Origin of the sequence: Paracoccus sp. AK26 (assembly GCF_011801365.1) — a bacterium.
GTDB classification, from domain to species: Bacteria; Pseudomonadota; Alphaproteobacteria; order Rhodobacterales; family Rhodobacteraceae; genus Paracoccus; species Paracoccus aerius.
Map to the genome: position 1 here is coordinate 1 of NZ_CP041042.1, position 17,283 is coordinate 17,283.

Sequence of the window (17,283 nt, forward strand, 5' to 3'; positions counted from 1 at the left end):
ATGGGCAGTGTGCAGCCAAAGACTCGGATCGACAAGCTGGTCGGCACCCATGCCGCCGCGCTTTCAGAGCGGCTGCACGCGCATCGCGAACAGCTTTTCCCGCCCGACGCCAAGCGTGAATTGCGCAAGTTCACCTCGGGCGAGGTGGCGGATCTGCTGGGCGTCAAGGACGCCTATCTGCGCAAGCTGGACCTCGAGGGCAAGGGCCCCTCGCCTGAAACGCGGGCGGGGGGACGGCGCTATTATACCCCGGCCGATATCCAGGATCTGCGAGAACTCCTTGAAAAGGGGGCGAAATCCGCAGGGACCTATCTGCCGGGGCGGCGGGGGGACGACCATCTTCAGGTGATCACGGTGATCAACTTCAAGGGCGGCTCGGGCAAGACCACGACTGCGGCGCATCTGGCGCAGAAGCTGGCGCTTGACGGCTATCGGGTCCTGGCGATCGACCTTGACCCGCAGGCCAGCCTTTCGGCCCTGCACGGGGTCCAGCCGGAACTGGATCTGCCCGACGGGGGCACGATCTATGATTCGATCCGCTATGACGACCCGGTGCCGCTGCGCGAGGTGATCCAGAAGACCTATTTCACCAACCTGGACCTGATCCCCGGCAACCTGGACCTGATGGAGTTCGAACATGCAACGCCCATGGCGTTGCGCGAACAGTCCGGCAACTATTTCTTTACCCGGATTGGCGATGTTCTGGCCGAAGTCGAGGCCGATTACGACGTCGTGGTGATCGACTGTCCGCCGCAACTGGGGTTCCTGACCATGTCGGCGCTGTCGGCGGCAACGGCCATTCTTGTCACCGTGCATCCGCAGATGCTGGATGTCATGTCGATGTGCCAGTTCCTGCTGATGACCTCGAACCTGCTGGGGGTGGTGGCCGATGCCGGGGGGGACATGGACTATGACTGGATGCGCTATGTCGTCACCCGCTATGAACCCGGCGACGGCCCGCAAAACCAGATGGTCAGCTTCATGCGGTCCATGTTCGGGGACCATGTCCTGAACCACCCGGTCCTGAAATCCACCGCCATTTCGGATGCCGGGATCACCAAGCAGACGCTCTACGAGGTCGAGAAGTCGCAGTTCACCCGCGCCACCTATGAACGCGCGCTCGAAAGCCTGAACGCGGTCAATGGCGAGATCGAGGGGCTTATCCAGGCGGCCTGGGGCCGCAAGGGGGGATGATGGCACGCAAGGATCTGCTCAAGAACCTGATGGCGGCACCCGCGCCCGATGATGGCCGAAGCCCCCTGCCCCGGTCCGACCGCGGCGCCATCGGTGCCGTGTCGAAATCCATCAACGAACTGAAGAACCGCGCCATCATCGAGGTGCCGGCCGACATGATCGACAATGCCGGGGTCGAGGACCGGCTGGACGACGATCCGGCCGGGATCGAGGGATTGATGGCCTCGATCAAGGAATATGGCCAGCAGGTGCCGGTGCTTCTGCGCCAGTCGCTGAACCTCGAGGGGCGGTACGACATCGTCTTCGGGCGCCGCCGGGTTGCCGCCTTGCGCCGTCTGGGAATGCCGGTCAAGGCAATGGTCCGCAGCCTGAACGACCGCGAGCTGATCGTGGCCCAAGGGCAGGAGAACTCGGCCCGGAAAGACCTGAGCTTTATCGAGAAGGCCAACTTTGCCCGGCAGATGGTGGCTGCGGGCTATGACCGGAAGCTGGTCTGCGATGCGCTGTCGATCGACAAGACGGTCATCTCGCGGATGCTGACGGTCGTCGAGGCCCTGCCCGACCGGCTGATCCGGGCCATCGGCGCGGCACCTTCGGCTGGACGCGACCGCTGGCTTGCCCTGGCCCAGAAGGCAGAGGGCCGGTCGGTTGACGAACTGGTGTCGCTGGCCGCCGGCCCCGATTCGGACACGCGCTTCGCCGCCGTCCTGGCGGGGCTTGCCACCCCCCCTGCCCGTCCGGCCACCCAGGTCCTGCAAGCCGCCGACGGCGCGGCCCTGGGCCAGGCACGGCGCGGCGCGGCGCGCGCCGTGATCGAGCTTGACGGTCCGGGACGCGACTTCGCCGACTGGCTGATCGACAATATCGCCGAGATTCACCGCGACTGGCTGGAGCGCCGGCCGTGAGCAACAACAAACCCCCACCAACAAGGAGGCACAGGACGGCAAAAGAAAAGCCCCCCAGGACATGACATCCCAAAGGGCCGTTCTCTCGATCTAGCACCTCGAAGATAGCGGCATAAGTTGACAGCTGTCAACACCGTCGGTTCCGGCGTCGGCCTTCATTTGCCTTGTGACATCGCGAATGAGACATATTTCCACCACCTCACAAGGGCGGCGGGCGGAAGCGCATCGTCTTTCGGCGGACGAAACGCCCTTGCCGCGTCCCGCCAGCAATCCGTCGACAAGTGGTCCCTGATCCAGGATCTGACGGACGGGCGCGAGGCCTTGGGGCTGACGGACCGCAATCTGTCAGTCCTGTCAGCGCTGTTGTCCTTCTATCCAGGCCGCGAGTTGCGGTCGGGGGCATTGACGGTGTTTCCATCGAATGCTTCTCTTTCGGCCCGGCTGCACGGGATGCCGGAAAGCACCCTGCGCCGTCACCTGGCCGCGTTGTGCCAGGCGAGCTTGATCAACCGCTGCGACAGCCCCAATGGCAAGCGATACGCAACGCGCGACGGCCAGGGCCGGATCGACCGGGTCTTCGGCTTCGACCTGCGGCCTCTTCTGGATCGTGCTGCCGAAATCGCCGAAGCGGCCGAGGATGCGCGCGAGACGCGCCGACTTGTGCGCAAGACACGCCAGTCGATCTCCCTGCTGCTGCGTGATCTTGCCTTGTCCTCTGCCGAGCCCGGGAATGCAGTCAGGGGCGTGCCTGGCCCGAACTGCAGCGAATGATGCGGCGCAAGCTGGACCTAGCCGCGCTGGCCAGATCGAGTCCCGCCTGCTTTGCTTGCTTGCGGACTTGGGATCCTTGGTCGAAGCACCGGAAATGAGCGGCAATGACAGCCAAAATGAGCGGCACCAACAGAATACAGACTCAGATGATCTTGAATCTGTAAAAGCCGATGAGCCAAACGAACTGCCGCCGCTGGAGCTTGTGCTGAAAGCCGCGCCAGAAATCGCAACCTATGCCCAAGCGCCGGTCCGAAACTGGCATGACCTGGCGAGGGTAGCCGATTTCGTGCGGCCCATGCTGGGCATCACCCGCGAGACCTGGAGCTTTGCCGCCAAAGCTTGGGGAAGGACAGGCGGCGGTGGCCTTGTCCTGCATCCTGCAGCGCTTCAGCGACATTCGAAACCCTGGCGCCTATCTGCGTCATCTGGCGCAAGCCGAACGTTCCGGATCGGCCCGATGATCAAGGCCTTGCTGCGGCGGCAGAAAGCGCCGGGTTTATGCAGTTGACAGCTGTCAACCTTGTCGGTCGAGGAGCAATGGCGGATCAGGCAGGGCGATGAACCAGGAATTGCCGCGTGACGTGCCGTTCCGGACAGAAAGCCTGTTCCGCAAGGGCAGGGGGCTGCGTCCGTTCCGCAACCGTCTGCTGCTGAGAAACCGTGCCAAACGGCCCCGCTTTTGCAACAGGCTGCATCCGCAGGAAAAGTAGGTCTGACAAACGTCCCGGCGTCAGCTATAAGACCGTTGCCGTCCAGGTTGTCGGCGCGGCTCAAGAACGCGTTCAGGGCTGCCTGATGTTCAAGCCGGCCCAGAAGATCGCGATATTCCGAATTGTGAGAGTAAGCCTGGATCGCTGCCATGATGATCTTCCAATCGTCGACGGAAACAGCGGGGCGAAACGCAGGGGCGCTGTGGTTTGGCACATAGCAATACCTACAAACAGAATGCACAAAAACCAACAATACCCCGGAGTTGTTCCCGGACAACTTGACTTTTTGTATAGTGTTATTTTTTGAACGTAAAATCAGCCTCTTACTCTGAAAGATCCTGTTCCGGATGCCGCATAACGGGTATCCGGCGCGCCAGAGGCAGTGGTAAAGGCGCGGGCCCGGTGCCGTGGCACCAGGCAAGGGACGTCAGCCTTTCTTCGTGAGAAGGCTTGCCGGAAGCTCGATATTGATCTCGAGGCTGGACATCTGGTCGCCGCGTTCCATGCGCACATCGACATCCTTGTCGCCGATGATGGGCACATGCTTGCGGATCGCCGCGATGATGTCGCGCTGCAGCATCGGCAGGTAATCGGCCTCGGCCGTGCCGCTGCTGCGTTCATGGGCCAGAAGGATCTGCAGGCGATCCTTGGCGGTCTGCGCGCTTTGGGCCGGGCGCGGCTTGCGGACAAAGCTGAACAGGTTCATGTCGCACGTCCGAACAGACGCTGGAACAGGCCGGGGCGGCGTTCGCCCTGGATGCGCATTTCCACCTGGGTTCCGGTCAGGCGCGAGATCGCGTCCTCATAGGCGCGCGAGGCGGCCGAGGGTTCGTCAAGCACCACCGGCGTGCCGACGTTGGAGGCCTTAAGGATCGCCTTGCTTTCCGGGATCACGCCAAGAAGCGGCACGGCCAGGATTTCCAGCACGTCTTCGACGGTCATCATCTCGCCGCTGTCCACGCGGGCCTGGTCATAGCGGGTCAGAAGGACCTGGGCCTTGATCGGCTCGGCGCCATCGGTTTCGGCGCGCTTGGTCTGGCTGCTCAGAAGCCCCAGCACGCGGTCGCTGTCGCGCACCGAGGACACTTCGGGGTTGGTCACGACCACGGCCTCGTCGGCGTAATACATGGCCATCTGCGCGCCACGCTCGATCCCCGCAGGGCTGTCGCAGACGATATAGTCGAACTCGGCCTTCAGCTCGTTCAGGATCTGCTCGACGCCCTCCTTGGTCAGGGCGTCCTTGTCGCGGGTCTGCGACGTGGGCAGGATGAACAGGGTTTCCAGCCGCTTGTCCTTGATCAGCGCCTGCTTCAGTTTGGCATCGCCCTGGATCACGTTGATGAAGTCGAAGACCACGCGGCGTTCGCAGCCCATGATCATGTCGAGGTTGCGCAGGCCCACGTCGAAGTCGATCACGACCGTCTTGAAGCCCTGCTTTGCCAGCCCCGCCGAGATTGCCGCGGACGAGGTCGTCTTGCCGACGCCCCCCTTGCCCGAGGTGATGACGATGACCCGCCCCAGGGGCGCGTCCTTCTTGGCTTCCGATGTCATGCGATCACCTCCATGCGAAGTTTCTCGTTCTCCAGGTAAATATGCGTGCAGCGGTCGCGGACGGCCCCGTCCAGCGTCTCGCTGGTCTGGTAAAGGCCCGCGATGGCTATCAGTTCGGCGTCCAGGCTTTGGCAGAAGATATGCGCGTTCTCGTTGCCGTGGCAGCCTGCCATGGCCCGGCCGCGCAGCGTGCCATAGACGTGGATATTGCCCGCCGCGATCAGTTCGGCCCCGGATGCGACCGATCCGATGACCGTCAGGTCGCCCTGGTCGGCCACGACCATCTGTCCCGACCGCACGGGCGAGCGGATGACCTTGTTTTCGGCGGGGCGCTGTGGGGCAGGGGCTGCGGCAACGGGGGCCGGGGCCGGTTCGCGGGCGATGGGCGCGTCACGCCCCGTGCTTACGGGGATCAGGCCCAGATCGGCCAGAAGCCCCCCGTCCAGGCCCGGCGCGTTCTGGACGCCGAAGACCCGCAGGTCGCGCTTGCGAAGCCGTTCCACCAGATCGCGGATGCGGTCGGGATCCTGCAGGCCCGGGGCCTGGGCCAGATCCAGCACCATCGGAGCACCGGAAAAGAATTGCGGCGTGCGGCCCAGTTGTTCGCCAAGCTGGGCATGGAAGGCGTCGTCGGCAACATCGCTGTCGATCCGCAGGGCAAGAACGGTCAGGAACCTGCCGCGAACCTGGAACGGGGCAGTTCTGGCCGACGGCATGGCTTGCCGGGCACGGGCGTATCCTTCTGACACGTCGATCCTCTGCTCCTGCTCTGGCGGGTGGCGACTCAAATGTCGGGCCGCTCTTCATTAGGGGGCCATTTCCCACGAAGCGCCCTGATGGGGAAAGACACCGCGTGCGTGCCGGCAGGAACCCGCCGACGCCCTTGACGTGTGATTGCCCCGCCCCGGCAGCCATGTCCAGCCCGAAGGCAAGGACGATGTGGCCAGGGGCGCGGCTGCACCAAAAGGGCGATCAAAGAAATGGATGGCGGGGCCGGCTTCCCTTCAGGCCGCCGGATCCTCGACCGCAAGTCCCTTGCCCGGGGAAGGCGCGGTCGCCTCGGTCGTCGCCGATTTGTCATCGCGCGTGCTGCGGCGCAGCACGATCAGGCCGGAACCCACGATCAGCGCCGCACCGGCGATCATGCCGGTGGCCGGGACGTCCCCGAACACGACAAATCCCAGCAGGGCGCCCCAGACCAGCAGCGAATATTGCAGCGGCGCCACGACCGAGGCATCGGCCAGCTTCAGCGACCGCGTGACCAGCATATGGGCGGCCGTCGCGACCACGCCCAGCAGGAACAGCAAGCCCAGATCGGACAGGGACCGGACAGGCTGCCAGTCGAACGGCGCCAGCACCAGCCCGGCCAAGGTCGCGGCGACAAGCTGGAACAGCACCAGGTCGCGGTCGGGCGTCTCGCGCAGGGACCGGCCAAGGATGACCATCGCCGCAAAGGCCGCCGTGCCCAGCAGGGCGAACAGGACGCCCAGCCCGGACACCTGCAGCGACGGGGCCAGCAGGATCAGGACGCCCGCAAAGCCCACTGCGACGGCGGTCCAGGTCTTGGCCGACACCCTTTCGCCCAGCAGAAGGGGGGACACCGCCACCACATAGATGGGCGCGGCCATCCAGAAGGCCATCACGTCGACCAGCGGCATATAGAAGACAGCCAGGTAGAAGCAGAACACCTCGGCCGTGGCGCAGATCGCGCGAAGGGCCTGCAGGCCGGGACGGGGTGCCGACTTGACCCGCGCCACGACGCCCTTTCCGCGCAGGAAGAAGGGCGCCATCATCAGCCCGGCCGCAAGCGACCGCAGCAGGATCACCTGGGCCACCCCGTAATCGGCCACCAGCCATTTGCCGATCGTGTCATTCAGCGCGAATGCCGCCATTCCCAGCAGCATCAGCAGCGCGCCTGCCAGATTGCCTGACATCCAGAATCCCGCCCCAAGCCGTTTGTTGTCATGCCTGCGGCGCCGTCACCGGCGCCGCAGGCTGTTTGAAAGCCGCCGGATCAGTTGCCTGCGCGCAGTTCCGCCAGGGCCGCCTGCACCTGGTCCACGACATCGGCGCCGATCGCGTCCTTGTGCTTTTCATAGACGACCTGCGATTTCTCCAGCATCTCCTCCTGATCCTCGGGCGAGATGGTGTTGAACTTCAAACCGGCCTCTTGCATCTTCGCCAGTGACTGCTGGTTCAGCTCCTGGATGGCCTTGCGTTCGACATCCCGGCCGACGATCGCGCAGTCGCGCAGCGCCTGCTGTTCTTCCGGCGAATAGGTGTTGAAGATCGCCTTCGAGAACAGGAACAGGAACGGCGTATAGGCGTGCTTCGTCTCGCTGATGTATTCCTGCACCTCGTAGAACTTCGAGGTGTCGATGGTCACATAGGGGTTTTCCTGCGCGTCGATCGCCTTGGTTTCCAGGGCCGAGAAGACCTCGCCAAAGGACATGGGCGTCGCGTTGGCCCCGAAGTTCGAGAAGGTGTCCAGGAAGATGTTGTTCTGCATCACGCGAACCTTCATCCCCTCGAAGTCTTCCCACTGGGTGATGGGCCGCTGAGAGTTCGACATGTTGCGGAAGCCGTTTTCCCAATAGGCCAGGTTGACCAGGCCCACCTCGTCCAGCTTCTGGTTCAGCATGTCGCCGAATTCGCCGTCCATGATGGCATAGGCTTCTTCCGGGGTGCGGAACAGGAAGGGCAGGTCGAAGACGCCAAGCGCCGGCACCATCCCCACCAGCGGCGAGGACGAGGTGACGACCGCTTCCTGCAGGCCACTGCGCAGCGCCTGCGTGGCCTGCAGATCGCCGCCAAGCGCGCCGCCCCAGAAGCCCTGCATCTTCATCTTGCCGCCGGTCTTTTCGTCCAGGCAGGCCTGCATCGCCTGCATCCCGGTATTGACCGGGTGGTCTTCGTTGATGCCGTTCGACACCCGGAAGGTGCGTTCCTGGAACTGGGCCAGGGCCGGGCCGGCTGCGGTCAGTGCGGTGGCCGCGCAAAGGGCGGCGGTCAGGATGGTATGTTTCATGGTCTTTTCCTCCCGTTTCGTTTGGTCTTGTAAGGTCAGTGGAACCAGTTCGCCGGAACGATGACGATGCTGGGGAATGCCACCAGCAGCAGCAGCACCAGGATCTGCGCGATCAGGAACGGCCAGACGCCGGTGATCACCTTGCCCAGCGGCACGCGCCCGACGCCGCTGACGACGTTCAGCACGACGCCAACCGGCGGCGTCAGCAACCCGATGCAGCAGTTCATGATGAACATGACGCCGAAATAGATCGGGTCGATGCCTGCCTTGGTGATGATGGGCATCAACACCGGGGTCAGGATCAGGATCGTGGGCGTCAGGTCCAGGGCGGTGCCGACGATCAGGATCAGGATCATGATGGCCAGCATCAGCAGCTTGGGGTTCTCGATCAGCGGCTCGATATAGCCGGTGATCTCGGCGGGGATGTTGGCGGCGGTGATCAGCCAGGCCGACACAAGGGCCGCGCAGACCAGGAACATGATCGCAGCCGTTGTCCGCCCGGCCGCGATCAGCACCGCTGGCAGGTCGGCCAGCTTCAGTTCGCGATACACGAACATGCCAACGAACAGGGCGTAGAAGGCGGCGATCACCGCGGCTTCGGTCGGTGTGACGACGCCCAGCTTGATGCCGCCCAGGATGATGACCGGCATCCCCAGGGCCCAGACCGCCCGGCCCGAGGCCCGTCCCCGGTCGGCCCAGCTTGCGCGGGGCAGGGTCTCGACCCGGTCGTTGCGGGCCACGATCATCCAGGTCACGGCCAGCGACAGCCCCATCAGGATGCCCGGCACGATGCCCGCCATGAACAGCCGGGAGATAGAGACGTTGGCGGCCACGCCGAAGATGATGAAGGCCATCGAGGGCGGGATCACCGGGGCGATGACGCCCCCCGCCGCGATCAGCCCGGCCGAACGGGGCACGTTGTATCCCGCGCGCGCCATCATCGGGATCAGGATTGCGGCCAGGGCCGCGGTGTCAGCCGCCGCCGAGCCCGAGATCGAGGCCATGATGACCGCCGCGATGATCGCGACAAGGCCAAGCCCCCCGCGGATATGGCCCACGCAGGTGATGGCAAAGTCGATGATGCGCTTGGACAGCCCGCCCGCGTTCATCAGCTCGCCCGCGAGGATGAAGAACGGGATCGCCAGCAGCGTGAAGGTGTCCGCCCCGATCAGCATGTTCTGGGCGATGATCTGCGTGTTGAACATGCCCATGTAGGACATCAGCACCACGCCGCAGAAGATCAGCGCAAAGGCGACCGGGGCGCCGATGGCCATGGCCCCCAGCAGCGAGACGATGAAGATCAGCAGCGTCATTCCTGGTGTCCCCGGGTGCTGCCCTCGGGCAGGCTGTGGTCATGGTCGCCGCCGAAGCTGTTGATCTCGGCCTCGGTGATCCTGCCGGTCAGCAGGCGGAACAGCCGCTCGGCCGTGATGACGATGATGCCGATGCCGGTGAACAGGCCGATGCCGTAAACCCAGGCCATCGACAGGCCGGTGACCGGCGCGCTCATGCTGGCGTTGATGGGCAATTGCTTCCAGGTGCCCAGCGTCAGCACGCCCGCGCAGCCCAGGATCAGCAGGCTGGACAGGCCCATCAGCACAATGCGGCCGCGCCGGCCGAACTGCGCCACGACGGTTTCCATCCCCATGTGCTGGTGGTGGTGATGGGCCACGACCGCGCCGATGAAGGTCAGCCAGACAAAGGCAAAGCGCGCCAGCTCGTCCGACACGGCGATGCCCGAGTTCATGGTATAGCGCATGACGACATTGACGAAGACCATGATCGCCATCGTGGCCAGCAGCAGGGCCAGAAGGATGTCGAGGAACCGGAAGAACAGGTGCGTTGCCCGCGCCATGTCAGATCCTTTCGCCAAGGCCGCGCCCGACCAGGTTGCGCATCAGCGCGCCGACGCCGAAATCCCATGGGGGGCAGCGGTCGGTCCGGTCCACCCAGTTGACCAGCCGGCCCAGGCGGGGGGACGCGATCTCGACCCGGTCGCCGACCTCGTGGGTAAAGCCCTGGCCCGCGCCCCGGCGGTCCTTGACGGGGGCGAACATGGTGCCCAGGAACAGCACCGCCCCGTCGGGATACTGGTGCGACCGGTTCAGAAGCTGGCCGACCAGGTCGGAAGGGCTGCGGCTGATCGCCTCCATCGGGCTTTCGCCGGTCATCACGAAGCCGTCCTCGCCCTCGACCCGCAACGACACGCGCACCTGTTCCAGGTCCCCGAGGGTGAAGCCGTCGTCGAACAGGCGGATGAAGGGGCCGATGGCGCAGGATGCGTTGTTGTCCTTGGCCTTGCCCAGCAGCAGGGCCGACCGCCCCTCGACGTCGCGCAGGTTGACGTCGTTGCCAAGCGTCGCGCCCAGGATCGTGCCGTCCGACCGCACGACCAGCACGACCTCGGGTTCGGGGTTGTTCCATTCGGACATGGGGTGGATGCCGACCCTGTCGCCGCATCCGACCGCCGACATGGGCTGGGCCTTTGTGAAGATCTCGGCGTCCGGGCCGATGCCGACTTCCAGATACTGCGACCACAGGCCCATTTCCTGCAGCAGCGCCTTGACCTGCCCGGCCTTTTCCGACCCGGCCCGGACACCCCGCAGGCTGTCGCCGATCACCGGGGCCAGTCGGGCGCGCACGTCCTGGGCGCGGGCGCTGTCGCCGCGGGCCTGTTCCTCGATCACGCGTTCCAGCATGCTGTCGGCAAAGGTGACGCCCGCGGCCTTGACGGCCTGCAGGTCGACCGGCGCCAGCATGCGACCCGCCGTTCCGTCCAGGAAATCATCCAGGGGCCCAAGATCGGGCAGGCCATCGACCGTGACCGATGCCATCAGGTCAGGGCGTTCCAGAAGGCCGGACATGGTGGCCGAGATGCCTGACAGGTCGAACAGCCGCCCGTCCCGCAGCACGACGGGGCAGGGCCCGTCCAGCCGGTCGGACCAGACCCGACCCAGCAGGATCGCGCGATCCGCATCATCCGGCAAAAGCATGAATGCCTTCAGGGCCTGCGTTGAAGCCACTTGTTCCCCTCCTTCAGGTCGGTGCCCTCCAGCACCGGGTTGTCGATGTCAGACAACCGTATGATCGGACCATAACGATTTTTCCGGCGGCTTGTCCACGGGAAACTTTCCCCGGCCGGCTGTCGCCTTCAGGCATAAACCTCCAGTTGCAGGGCCACGCGTTCGGCAGAATTGCGCATATGGGTCCGCATCGCTTCCCTTGCGCGCAGCGGATCGCGCGCGGCGATGGCATCGCGCAATTCGCTGTGCTCGCGCCGCACGACGGCCACGATCTCGACCAGTTGCAGCCTTTCGCGCGAGGCGACGATGGTCTGCATGATCCGGTCGGAAATGGCGCCGAGGAACTGGACGAAGTAATCGTTGCCGGTGGCCACCGCGATGGTCCGGTGGAAATCCAGGTCGGCGACAATGCCGTCATTGGCATTTTCGCCGGTCGCGGTGATGCGGGCCAGGGCCTCGTCCATCTGCTGCAGGTGTTCTGCCCGGTGATAGGTCGCGGCCAGCCCTGCGGCCTCGATCTCCAGCGGCACGCGCAACTGGAACAGGTCGCGGAAGGCGTGCTTGTCCATCTGCCCGCCATCGTCCAGGCGGATGTGGCGGGTCGGGCGTTCGATCACGAAGGCGCCGACGCCCTGGCGGGTCTCGATCATGCCCTCGTTGCGAAGCTGGGCGATGGCTTCGCGGATGACGGTCCGGCTGACGCCGAAGCTTTTCGACATGGCCAGTTCGGTGGGCAGCTTGTCGCCCGGCTTCAGCGCGCCCTTCTGGATCTGCCGCGAAAACTGCGTGGCGATGCGGGTCGGCAGGTGTTCGGTACGCATGATCTGGGTAAAGTCGCCGCTCATCATCCAACTCCTGTGGGTTCTGCCTGGGGCCGGGTCATCGCAGATCGACCTGGCAGCCTGGATTCATCGTCATCTTCGGGTCTAGCGCGTTCTTGACCAGGGCAAGAAGCTGGCGTTTCACCGCAGGCAGGCGTATGTCGAGATCGGCCTTCTTCAGCCGCCCGATGCCATGTTCCGCGCTGATCGAGCCGCTGTACCGGTCCAGCACCTCGTTCACGATCTTCTTTGCCGTCAGGATCTGGGCGTCGATGCCGGCGGGACCCTGGGCAAAGTCCGGCAGGACGTTCAGGTGGACGTTGCCGTCGCCCACATGGCCATAGGATACGCAGATGCAGCCCGGCATCCGCGCTGTGACCGCGGCCTCGGCCTCGGCCACGAAATCGGCCAGGCGGGACAGGGGCACCGACACGTCGGTCCGCAGGTGCCGGCCACGCTGGGCCTGGCCCAGGTTCATGCCTTCGCGGATCGCCCAAAGGTTGCGGGCCTGAGCCTGCGACTGCGCCACCACCCCGTCGACGGCCAGGCCGGATTCGAAGGCCGCTTCAAGGAAGCGGTGCATCAGGTCGTCGATGTCCACCAGTCCCGAACCCGAGATCTCGATCAGGGCATAGGCGGGATAGGTCGCCTCAAGCGGGATCGGCAGATCCGGCATCGCTTCCCTTGCCAGGTCGATGGCCAGGGGGGGCATGAACTCGAAGGCCGACATCAGGTCGCAGCAATCGCGGCGCGCGCGGCGGTAAAGCTCGATCGCGTCCTCGAGCCGGGGCAGCGCGACAAGGGCGGTTGCGACCTTTTCGGGGGCGGGCAGCAGCTTGATCGACACGGCGGTGACGATGCCCAGCGTGCCTTCCGCGCCGATGAAAAGCTGCTTGAGGTCGAGGCCGCTGTTGTCCTTGCGCAGCTGCGACAGCCCGTCGAACACCTGCCCGTCGGGAAGCACCACTTCCAGCCCCAGGACAAGCTCTCGCGTCATGCCATAGCGCAGCACGTTCACCCCGCCCGCATTGGTGGACACATTGCCGCCGATCTGGCAACTGCCCTGCGCGCCAAGGGTCAGTGGGAAATACAGGCCCACTGCCGCCACGGCCTCCTTGACCTGTTCAAGAACCGCGCCCGCCTCGACCACGGCGGAAAAGTTGTCGGGGTCCAGGCAGCGGATGCGGGACATCCGTTCCAGAGTGACGACCACCTGCCTTGCGGGGCTGTCGGGCAGGGCGCCCAGGACCAGCCCGGTATTGCCCCCCTGCGGAACGATCTGCAGATCCAGGGCCACGGCCGCGCGGACGCAGGCCTGCACCTCGGCGGTGTCGCGCGGGCGCAGGACCGCGATCGCGTCGCTTTGCACGTCGCCATGCCAGTCGCGGCAATAGGGCAGGACCGCCTTGCCGGTCAGCACCATGTCCGGGCCCAGCATCGCGGCCAGACGCTGTGCCGGGGCTAAGTCTTTGTCACCGGAAGCCCCGGCCGCCATATCCGGCAGTTCCTGTTGATCGTGCATCGCCGCGCCTTACGGATATTTATGTTTGCAGGTCATCAGACAATCATACTAATCTAAATCGTCCGGTTTTCCAGCCGGATCTGGAAAGGGAGGGCGCGAATGCATGTGCTGACCATTGGGGCCGCAGGGATGCTGGGCCGCAAGCTGACGCAACGGCTTGTGCAGATGGGCGAACTGGCGGGCAAGCCGCTGGAGGCGCTGACCCTTGTCGACGTGGTCGCGCCCGACACGCCAGAGGGTTTCGACGGCCAGTGCCGCCTGGTAGCCGCGGATCTGTCCGCCCCCGGCACCGCCGCGCAACTGATCCAGTCGCGGCCCGACGTGATCTTCCACTTCGCCGCCATCGTGTCCGGCGAGGCCGAGGCCGATTTCGAAAAGGGCTACCGGATCAACCTGGACGCCACCCGCGACCTGTTCGAGGCGATCCGCCACGCCCATGCCGCCGACGGCTATTTCCCGCGCGTGGTCTTCGCCTCGTCCATCGCGGTGATGGGGGCGCCGCTGCCCTATCCGATCCCGGACGATTTCCACGCGACGCCGCTGACCAGCTATGGCACGCAGAAGGCGATCACCGAACTGCTGCTGGCCGACTATACTCGCCGCGGCTTCTTCGACGGGATCGGCATCCGCCTGCCCACGATCTGCATCCGCCCCGGCAAGCCCAACAAGGCGGCCTCGGGTTTCTTCTCCTCGATCCTGCGCGAACCCCTTGTCGGGCAAGAGGCCGTCCTGCCGGTGCCCGACAGCGTCCGTCACTGGCACACCTCGCCCCGGTCGGCGGTGGGCTTCATGATTCACGCAGCCAGCATGGATCTGTCCAAGGTGGGGCCGCGGCGCAACCTGTCGATGCCGGGCGTCAGCGCCACGGTGGGCGACCAGATCGAGGCCCTTCGCCGCGTCGCGGGCGAAGACGCGGTGAAACTGATCCGCCGCGAACCGGACCCCGCCATCACCCGCATGTGCGAAGGCTGGGCGCCGGGCTTCGAGGCGAAACGCGCCCGCGAATTGGGCTTCGTGTCCGAAGACAGCTTCGACGACATCATCCGCGCCCATGTCGAGGATGAACTGGGCGGCATGCCATGACCCGGATCGCGTTCCTGGGAACCGGGCTGATGGGCGCGCCGATGGCGCGGCGCCTGCTGGGGGCGGGCCACCACGTCACCGTTTGGAACCGCAGCCCCGAAAAGGCGCAGGTGCTGGCCCAGGCGGGCGCCATTCCCGCCGCCGATCCCGCGCAGGCCGTGGCCGGCGCCGAGGTGGTGTTCACCATGCTGGCCGACGGGGCCGCGGTGGCCGATGTGCTGTTCGCGCGCGGCGTCGCCGATGCCATGTCCAGGGACGCGGTGCTGGTGGACACCTCGTCCATCGCGCCCGCGCAGGCCCGCGACCATGCCGCGGCCCTGGCCGCCAGGGGCATCGCGGCGGTCGATTGCCCGGTTTCCGGCGGGGTTCCGGGGGCCGAGAACGGCACCCTTGCGCTGATGGCCGGCGGCGATGCCGCGGTGATCGCCCGCATCGCCGATGTCATGGCGCCGCTGGGCCGGCTGACCCATGTCGGCCCGACGGGGGCGGGGCAGGTCTGCAAGCTGGCGAACCAGCAGATCGTCGCCATCACCATCGGCGCCGTGGCCGAGGCGATGATGCTGGTGTCGTCCGGCGGGGCCGACCGCGCCAGATTCCGCGACGCGATCCGCGGCGGCTTCGCCGAAAGCCGCATTCTGGAACTGCACGGCGGCCGGATGATCGCACGGGACTTCCAGCCCGGCGGGCCTTCCCGGTTCCAGTTGAAGGATCTGAACGCCGTCGCGGATCTGGCGGCGGGCGCGGGGCTGACCCTGCCACTGACCGAAACGGTCCGGGCGGGTTTCAGCGACTTCGTGGCCTCGGGCCACGGCGATACAGACCACAGCGGGCTGCTGCTTCATCTGGAAGCGATGAACGCCGCGCATCCCGAAGCGAGGACCACCGATGACTGACAGCCCGCCCCGCCGCCTGCGTTCGCAGGACTGGTTCGACAACCCGGACCACGCCGACATGACCGCGCTTTATCTTGAACGGTTCATGAACTATGGCACCACGCCCGAGGAATTGCGCTCGGGCAAGCCCATCATCGGCATCGCCCAATCGGGCAGCGACCTGAACCCCTGCAACCGGCACCACCTGGACCTGGCCCGCCGGGTGCGCGACGGCATCCGCGACGCGGGCGGCATCCCGATCGAGTTTCCCAGCCACCCCCTGTTCGAGAACTGCAAGCGCCCCACCGCCGCGCTTGACCGCAACCTGGCCTATCTGGGCCTGGTGGAGCTGCTTTATGGCTATCCCTTCGACGGGGTGGTGCTGACCACCGGCTGCGACAAGACCACGCCGTCCGCGATCATGGCGGCGGCGACCGTGGACATCCCAGCCATCGTGCTGTCGGGCGGGCCGATGCTGGACGGCTGGCACGAAGGCAAGCTGGCGGGGTCGGGCACCGTGATCTGGCAGTCGCGCCGCAAATACGCCGCCGGAGAGATCAGCCGCGACGAGTTCCTGCAGACCGCCTTGGACAGCGCGCCGTCCATCGGGCACTGCAACACGATGGGCACCGCCTCCACGATGAATGCCATCGCCGAGGCGCTTGGCATGTCGCTGACCGGCTGCGCCGCGATCCCCGCCGCCTATCGCGAACGGGGCCAGATCGCCTATCGCACCGGCAGGCGCGCCGTGGAACTGGTGAACGAGGACATCCGGCCCTCGGACATCCTGACGCGGGGGGCCTTCCTGAATGCGATCCGGGTCAATTCGGCCATCGGCGGGTCCACCAATGCGCAGCCGCATCTGATGGCGATGGCCAAGCACGCGGGCGTGGCGCTTGATCCGTCCGACTGGCAGACCCACGGCTATGACGTGCCCTTGCTGGCCAATGTCCAGCCTGCGGGCGCCTATCTGGGCGAACGCTTCCACCGCGCGGGCGGGGTGCCCGCGATCATGTGGGAACTGATGGGGGCTGGCCTGCTGGAAGGCGACTGCCCCACCGTCACCGGCCGGACCATGGCCGAGAACCTTGTGGGCCGCGAGGCCACCGACCGCGAAGTGATCCGCCCCTTCGACGCGCCGCTGATGGACCGCGCGGGCTTCCTGGTGCTGAAGGGCAACCTGTTCGACTTCGCGATCATGAAGACCAGCGTGATTTCCGAGGATTTCCGCGCCCGCTACCTGTGCCAGCCGGGCCACGAGGGCGTGTTCGAGGGTACGGCCTTCGTCTTCGACGGATCGGCGGACTATCACGACCGGATCAACGACCCGGACCTGCCCATCGACGAGAACTCGATCCTGGTGATCCGGGGTGCAGGGCCGCTTGGCTGGCCCGGCGCGGCCGAGGTGGTCAACATGCAACCGCCCGACCGCCTGCTGAAGCGGGGCATCCGCAGCCTGCCGACCCTTGGCGACGGGCGGCAATCGGGGACGGCGGACAGCCCGTCGATCCTGAACGCCTCGCCCGAAAGCGCGGCGGGGGGCGGGCTGGCCTTCCTGCGCACCGGCGACCGCATCCGCATCGACCTGAACCACGGCCGCTGCGACATGCTGGTGGACGATGCCGAGATCGCCCGCCGCCGGGCTGAAGGCCTGCCGCCCGTCCCGCCCTCGGCCACGCCCTGGCAGCGGATCTATCGTGAAACGGTGACGCAGCTTGAAGACGGCGCGACCATCCGGGGCGCCGAGGATTTCCGCCGCATCAGCGCGAACCTGCCCCGCCACAACCACTGAGGGGGCAGGCT

Annotated in this window: 17 protein-coding genes and 1 pseudogene; 8 read left to right on the plus strand and 10 right to left on the minus strand. The window is 65.8% G+C overall.

The window, feature by feature from the left end:
* The first annotated feature begins 9 nt into the window (after positions 1 to 9).
* From repA to FIU66_RS13960, 5 genes and pseudogenes are all read left to right on the plus strand, one after another.
* Complete coding sequence (gene repA, locus FIU66_RS13940; RefSeq protein ID WP_167623531.1) at positions 10 to 1,194, plus strand: plasmid partitioning protein RepA; 1,185 nt, start codon at positions 10 to 12, stop codon at positions 1,192 to 1,194.
* A complete protein-coding gene (gene repB / locus FIU66_RS13945) occupies positions 1,194 to 2,099 on the plus strand; it encodes a plasmid partitioning protein RepB (RefSeq protein ID WP_167623597.1) in 906 nt (301 codons plus the stop codon). Before repA ends, repB begins: the two co-directional genes overlap by 1 nt.
* Positions 2,100 to 2,258: 159 nt before the next feature.
* Positions 2,259 to 2,870: a plasmid replication protein RepC gene (gene repC / locus FIU66_RS13950; RefSeq protein ID WP_167623532.1), complete on the plus strand. Its 612-nt coding sequence runs from the start codon at positions 2,259 to 2,261 to the stop codon at positions 2,868 to 2,870.
* 94 nt (positions 2,871 to 2,964) lie between these two features.
* A pseudogene (gene repC / locus FIU66_RS13955) lies at positions 2,965 to 3,331 on the plus strand (replication initiation protein RepC).
* A 96-nt stretch (positions 3,332 to 3,427) separates the two neighbouring features.
* Positions 3,428 to 3,580, plus strand: coding sequence for a hypothetical protein (locus FIU66_RS13960; protein ID WP_167623534.1), 153 nt, complete (start codon positions 3,428 to 3,430; stop codon positions 3,578 to 3,580).
* Between the two features lie 427 nt (positions 3,581 to 4,007).
* Here FIU66_RS13960 and minE read toward each other — a convergent pair whose 3' ends face one another.
* The 10 genes from minE to FIU66_RS14010 all read right to left on the minus strand — a co-directional run bounded on the left by minE (position 4,008) and on the right by FIU66_RS14010 (position 13,498).
* On the minus strand, positions 4,008 to 4,286 hold the full coding sequence (gene minE, locus FIU66_RS13965; RefSeq protein WP_201281133.1) for a cell division topological specificity factor MinE: 279 nt from the start codon (positions 4,284 to 4,286) through the stop codon (positions 4,008 to 4,010).
* Positions 4,283 to 5,131, minus strand: coding sequence for a septum site-determining protein MinD (minD, locus tag FIU66_RS13970; RefSeq protein ID WP_167623535.1), 849 nt, complete (start codon positions 5,129 to 5,131; stop codon positions 4,283 to 4,285). Before minD ends, minE begins: the two co-directional genes overlap by 4 nt.
* Positions 5,128 to 5,880, minus strand: coding sequence for a septum site-determining protein MinC (gene minC, locus FIU66_RS13975; protein ID WP_229849414.1), 753 nt, complete (start codon positions 5,878 to 5,880; stop codon positions 5,128 to 5,130). The genes minD and minC overlap by 4 nt, the downstream gene beginning before the upstream one ends.
* 255 nt (positions 5,881 to 6,135) lie before the next feature.
* Positions 6,136 to 7,065 carry a DMT family transporter gene (locus FIU66_RS13980; protein ID WP_240544793.1) on the minus strand — a complete coding sequence of 310 codons (930 nt, stop codon included), beginning with the start codon at positions 7,063 to 7,065 and terminating at the stop codon, positions 6,136 to 6,138.
* Positions 7,066 to 7,145: 80 nt separating this feature from the next.
* A complete protein-coding gene (locus FIU66_RS13985; protein WP_167623536.1) occupies positions 7,146 to 8,159 on the minus strand; it encodes a TRAP transporter substrate-binding protein in 1,014 nt (337 codons plus the stop codon).
* A gap of 35 nt (positions 8,160 to 8,194) precedes the next feature.
* Positions 8,195 to 9,472: a TRAP transporter large permease gene (locus FIU66_RS13990; RefSeq protein ID WP_167623537.1), complete on the minus strand. Its 1,278-nt coding sequence runs from the start codon at positions 9,470 to 9,472 to the stop codon at positions 8,195 to 8,197.
* Entirely contained in the window at positions 9,469 to 10,014 is a 546-nt protein-coding gene (locus FIU66_RS13995) for a TRAP transporter small permease (RefSeq protein WP_167623538.1), read from the minus strand. The genes FIU66_RS13990 and FIU66_RS13995 overlap by 4 nt, the downstream gene beginning before the upstream one ends.
* A gap of 1 nt (position 10,015) precedes the next feature.
* Complete coding sequence (locus FIU66_RS14000) at positions 10,016 to 11,152, minus strand: fumarylacetoacetate hydrolase family protein (protein WP_194585780.1); 1,137 nt, start codon at positions 11,150 to 11,152, stop codon at positions 10,016 to 10,018.
* Between the two features lie 158 nt (positions 11,153 to 11,310).
* Complete coding sequence (locus FIU66_RS14005; RefSeq protein WP_167623540.1) at positions 11,311 to 12,030, minus strand: FadR/GntR family transcriptional regulator; 720 nt, start codon at positions 12,028 to 12,030, stop codon at positions 11,311 to 11,313.
* Between the two features lie 31 nt (positions 12,031 to 12,061).
* Positions 12,062 to 13,498 (minus strand): FAD-binding oxidoreductase, encoded by a 1,437-nt coding sequence (locus tag FIU66_RS14010; protein ID WP_167623592.1) that lies wholly within the window; start codon positions 13,496 to 13,498, stop codon positions 12,062 to 12,064.
* Between the two features lie 126 nt (positions 13,499 to 13,624).
* On the opposite strand from FIU66_RS14010, the gene denD reads away from it, so the two are divergent.
* The 3 genes from denD to FIU66_RS14025 are packed head-to-tail and all read left to right on the plus strand — an operon-like array spanning position 13,625 to position 17,272.
* On the plus strand, positions 13,625 to 14,608 hold the full coding sequence (gene denD / locus FIU66_RS14015; RefSeq protein ID WP_167623541.1) for a D-erythronate dehydrogenase: 984 nt from the start codon (positions 13,625 to 13,627) through the stop codon (positions 14,606 to 14,608).
* Positions 14,605 to 15,501 (plus strand): NAD(P)-dependent oxidoreductase, encoded by an 897-nt coding sequence (locus FIU66_RS14020; protein WP_167623542.1) that lies wholly within the window; start codon positions 14,605 to 14,607, stop codon positions 15,499 to 15,501. Before denD ends, FIU66_RS14020 begins: the two co-directional genes overlap by 4 nt.
* Positions 15,494 to 17,272, plus strand: a complete 1,779-nt coding sequence (locus tag FIU66_RS14025) for an IlvD/Edd family dehydratase (RefSeq protein ID WP_167623543.1) — start codon at positions 15,494 to 15,496, stop codon at positions 17,270 to 17,272. The genes FIU66_RS14020 and FIU66_RS14025 overlap by 8 nt, the downstream gene beginning before the upstream one ends.
* Positions 17,273 to 17,283: the final 11 nt, after the last annotated feature.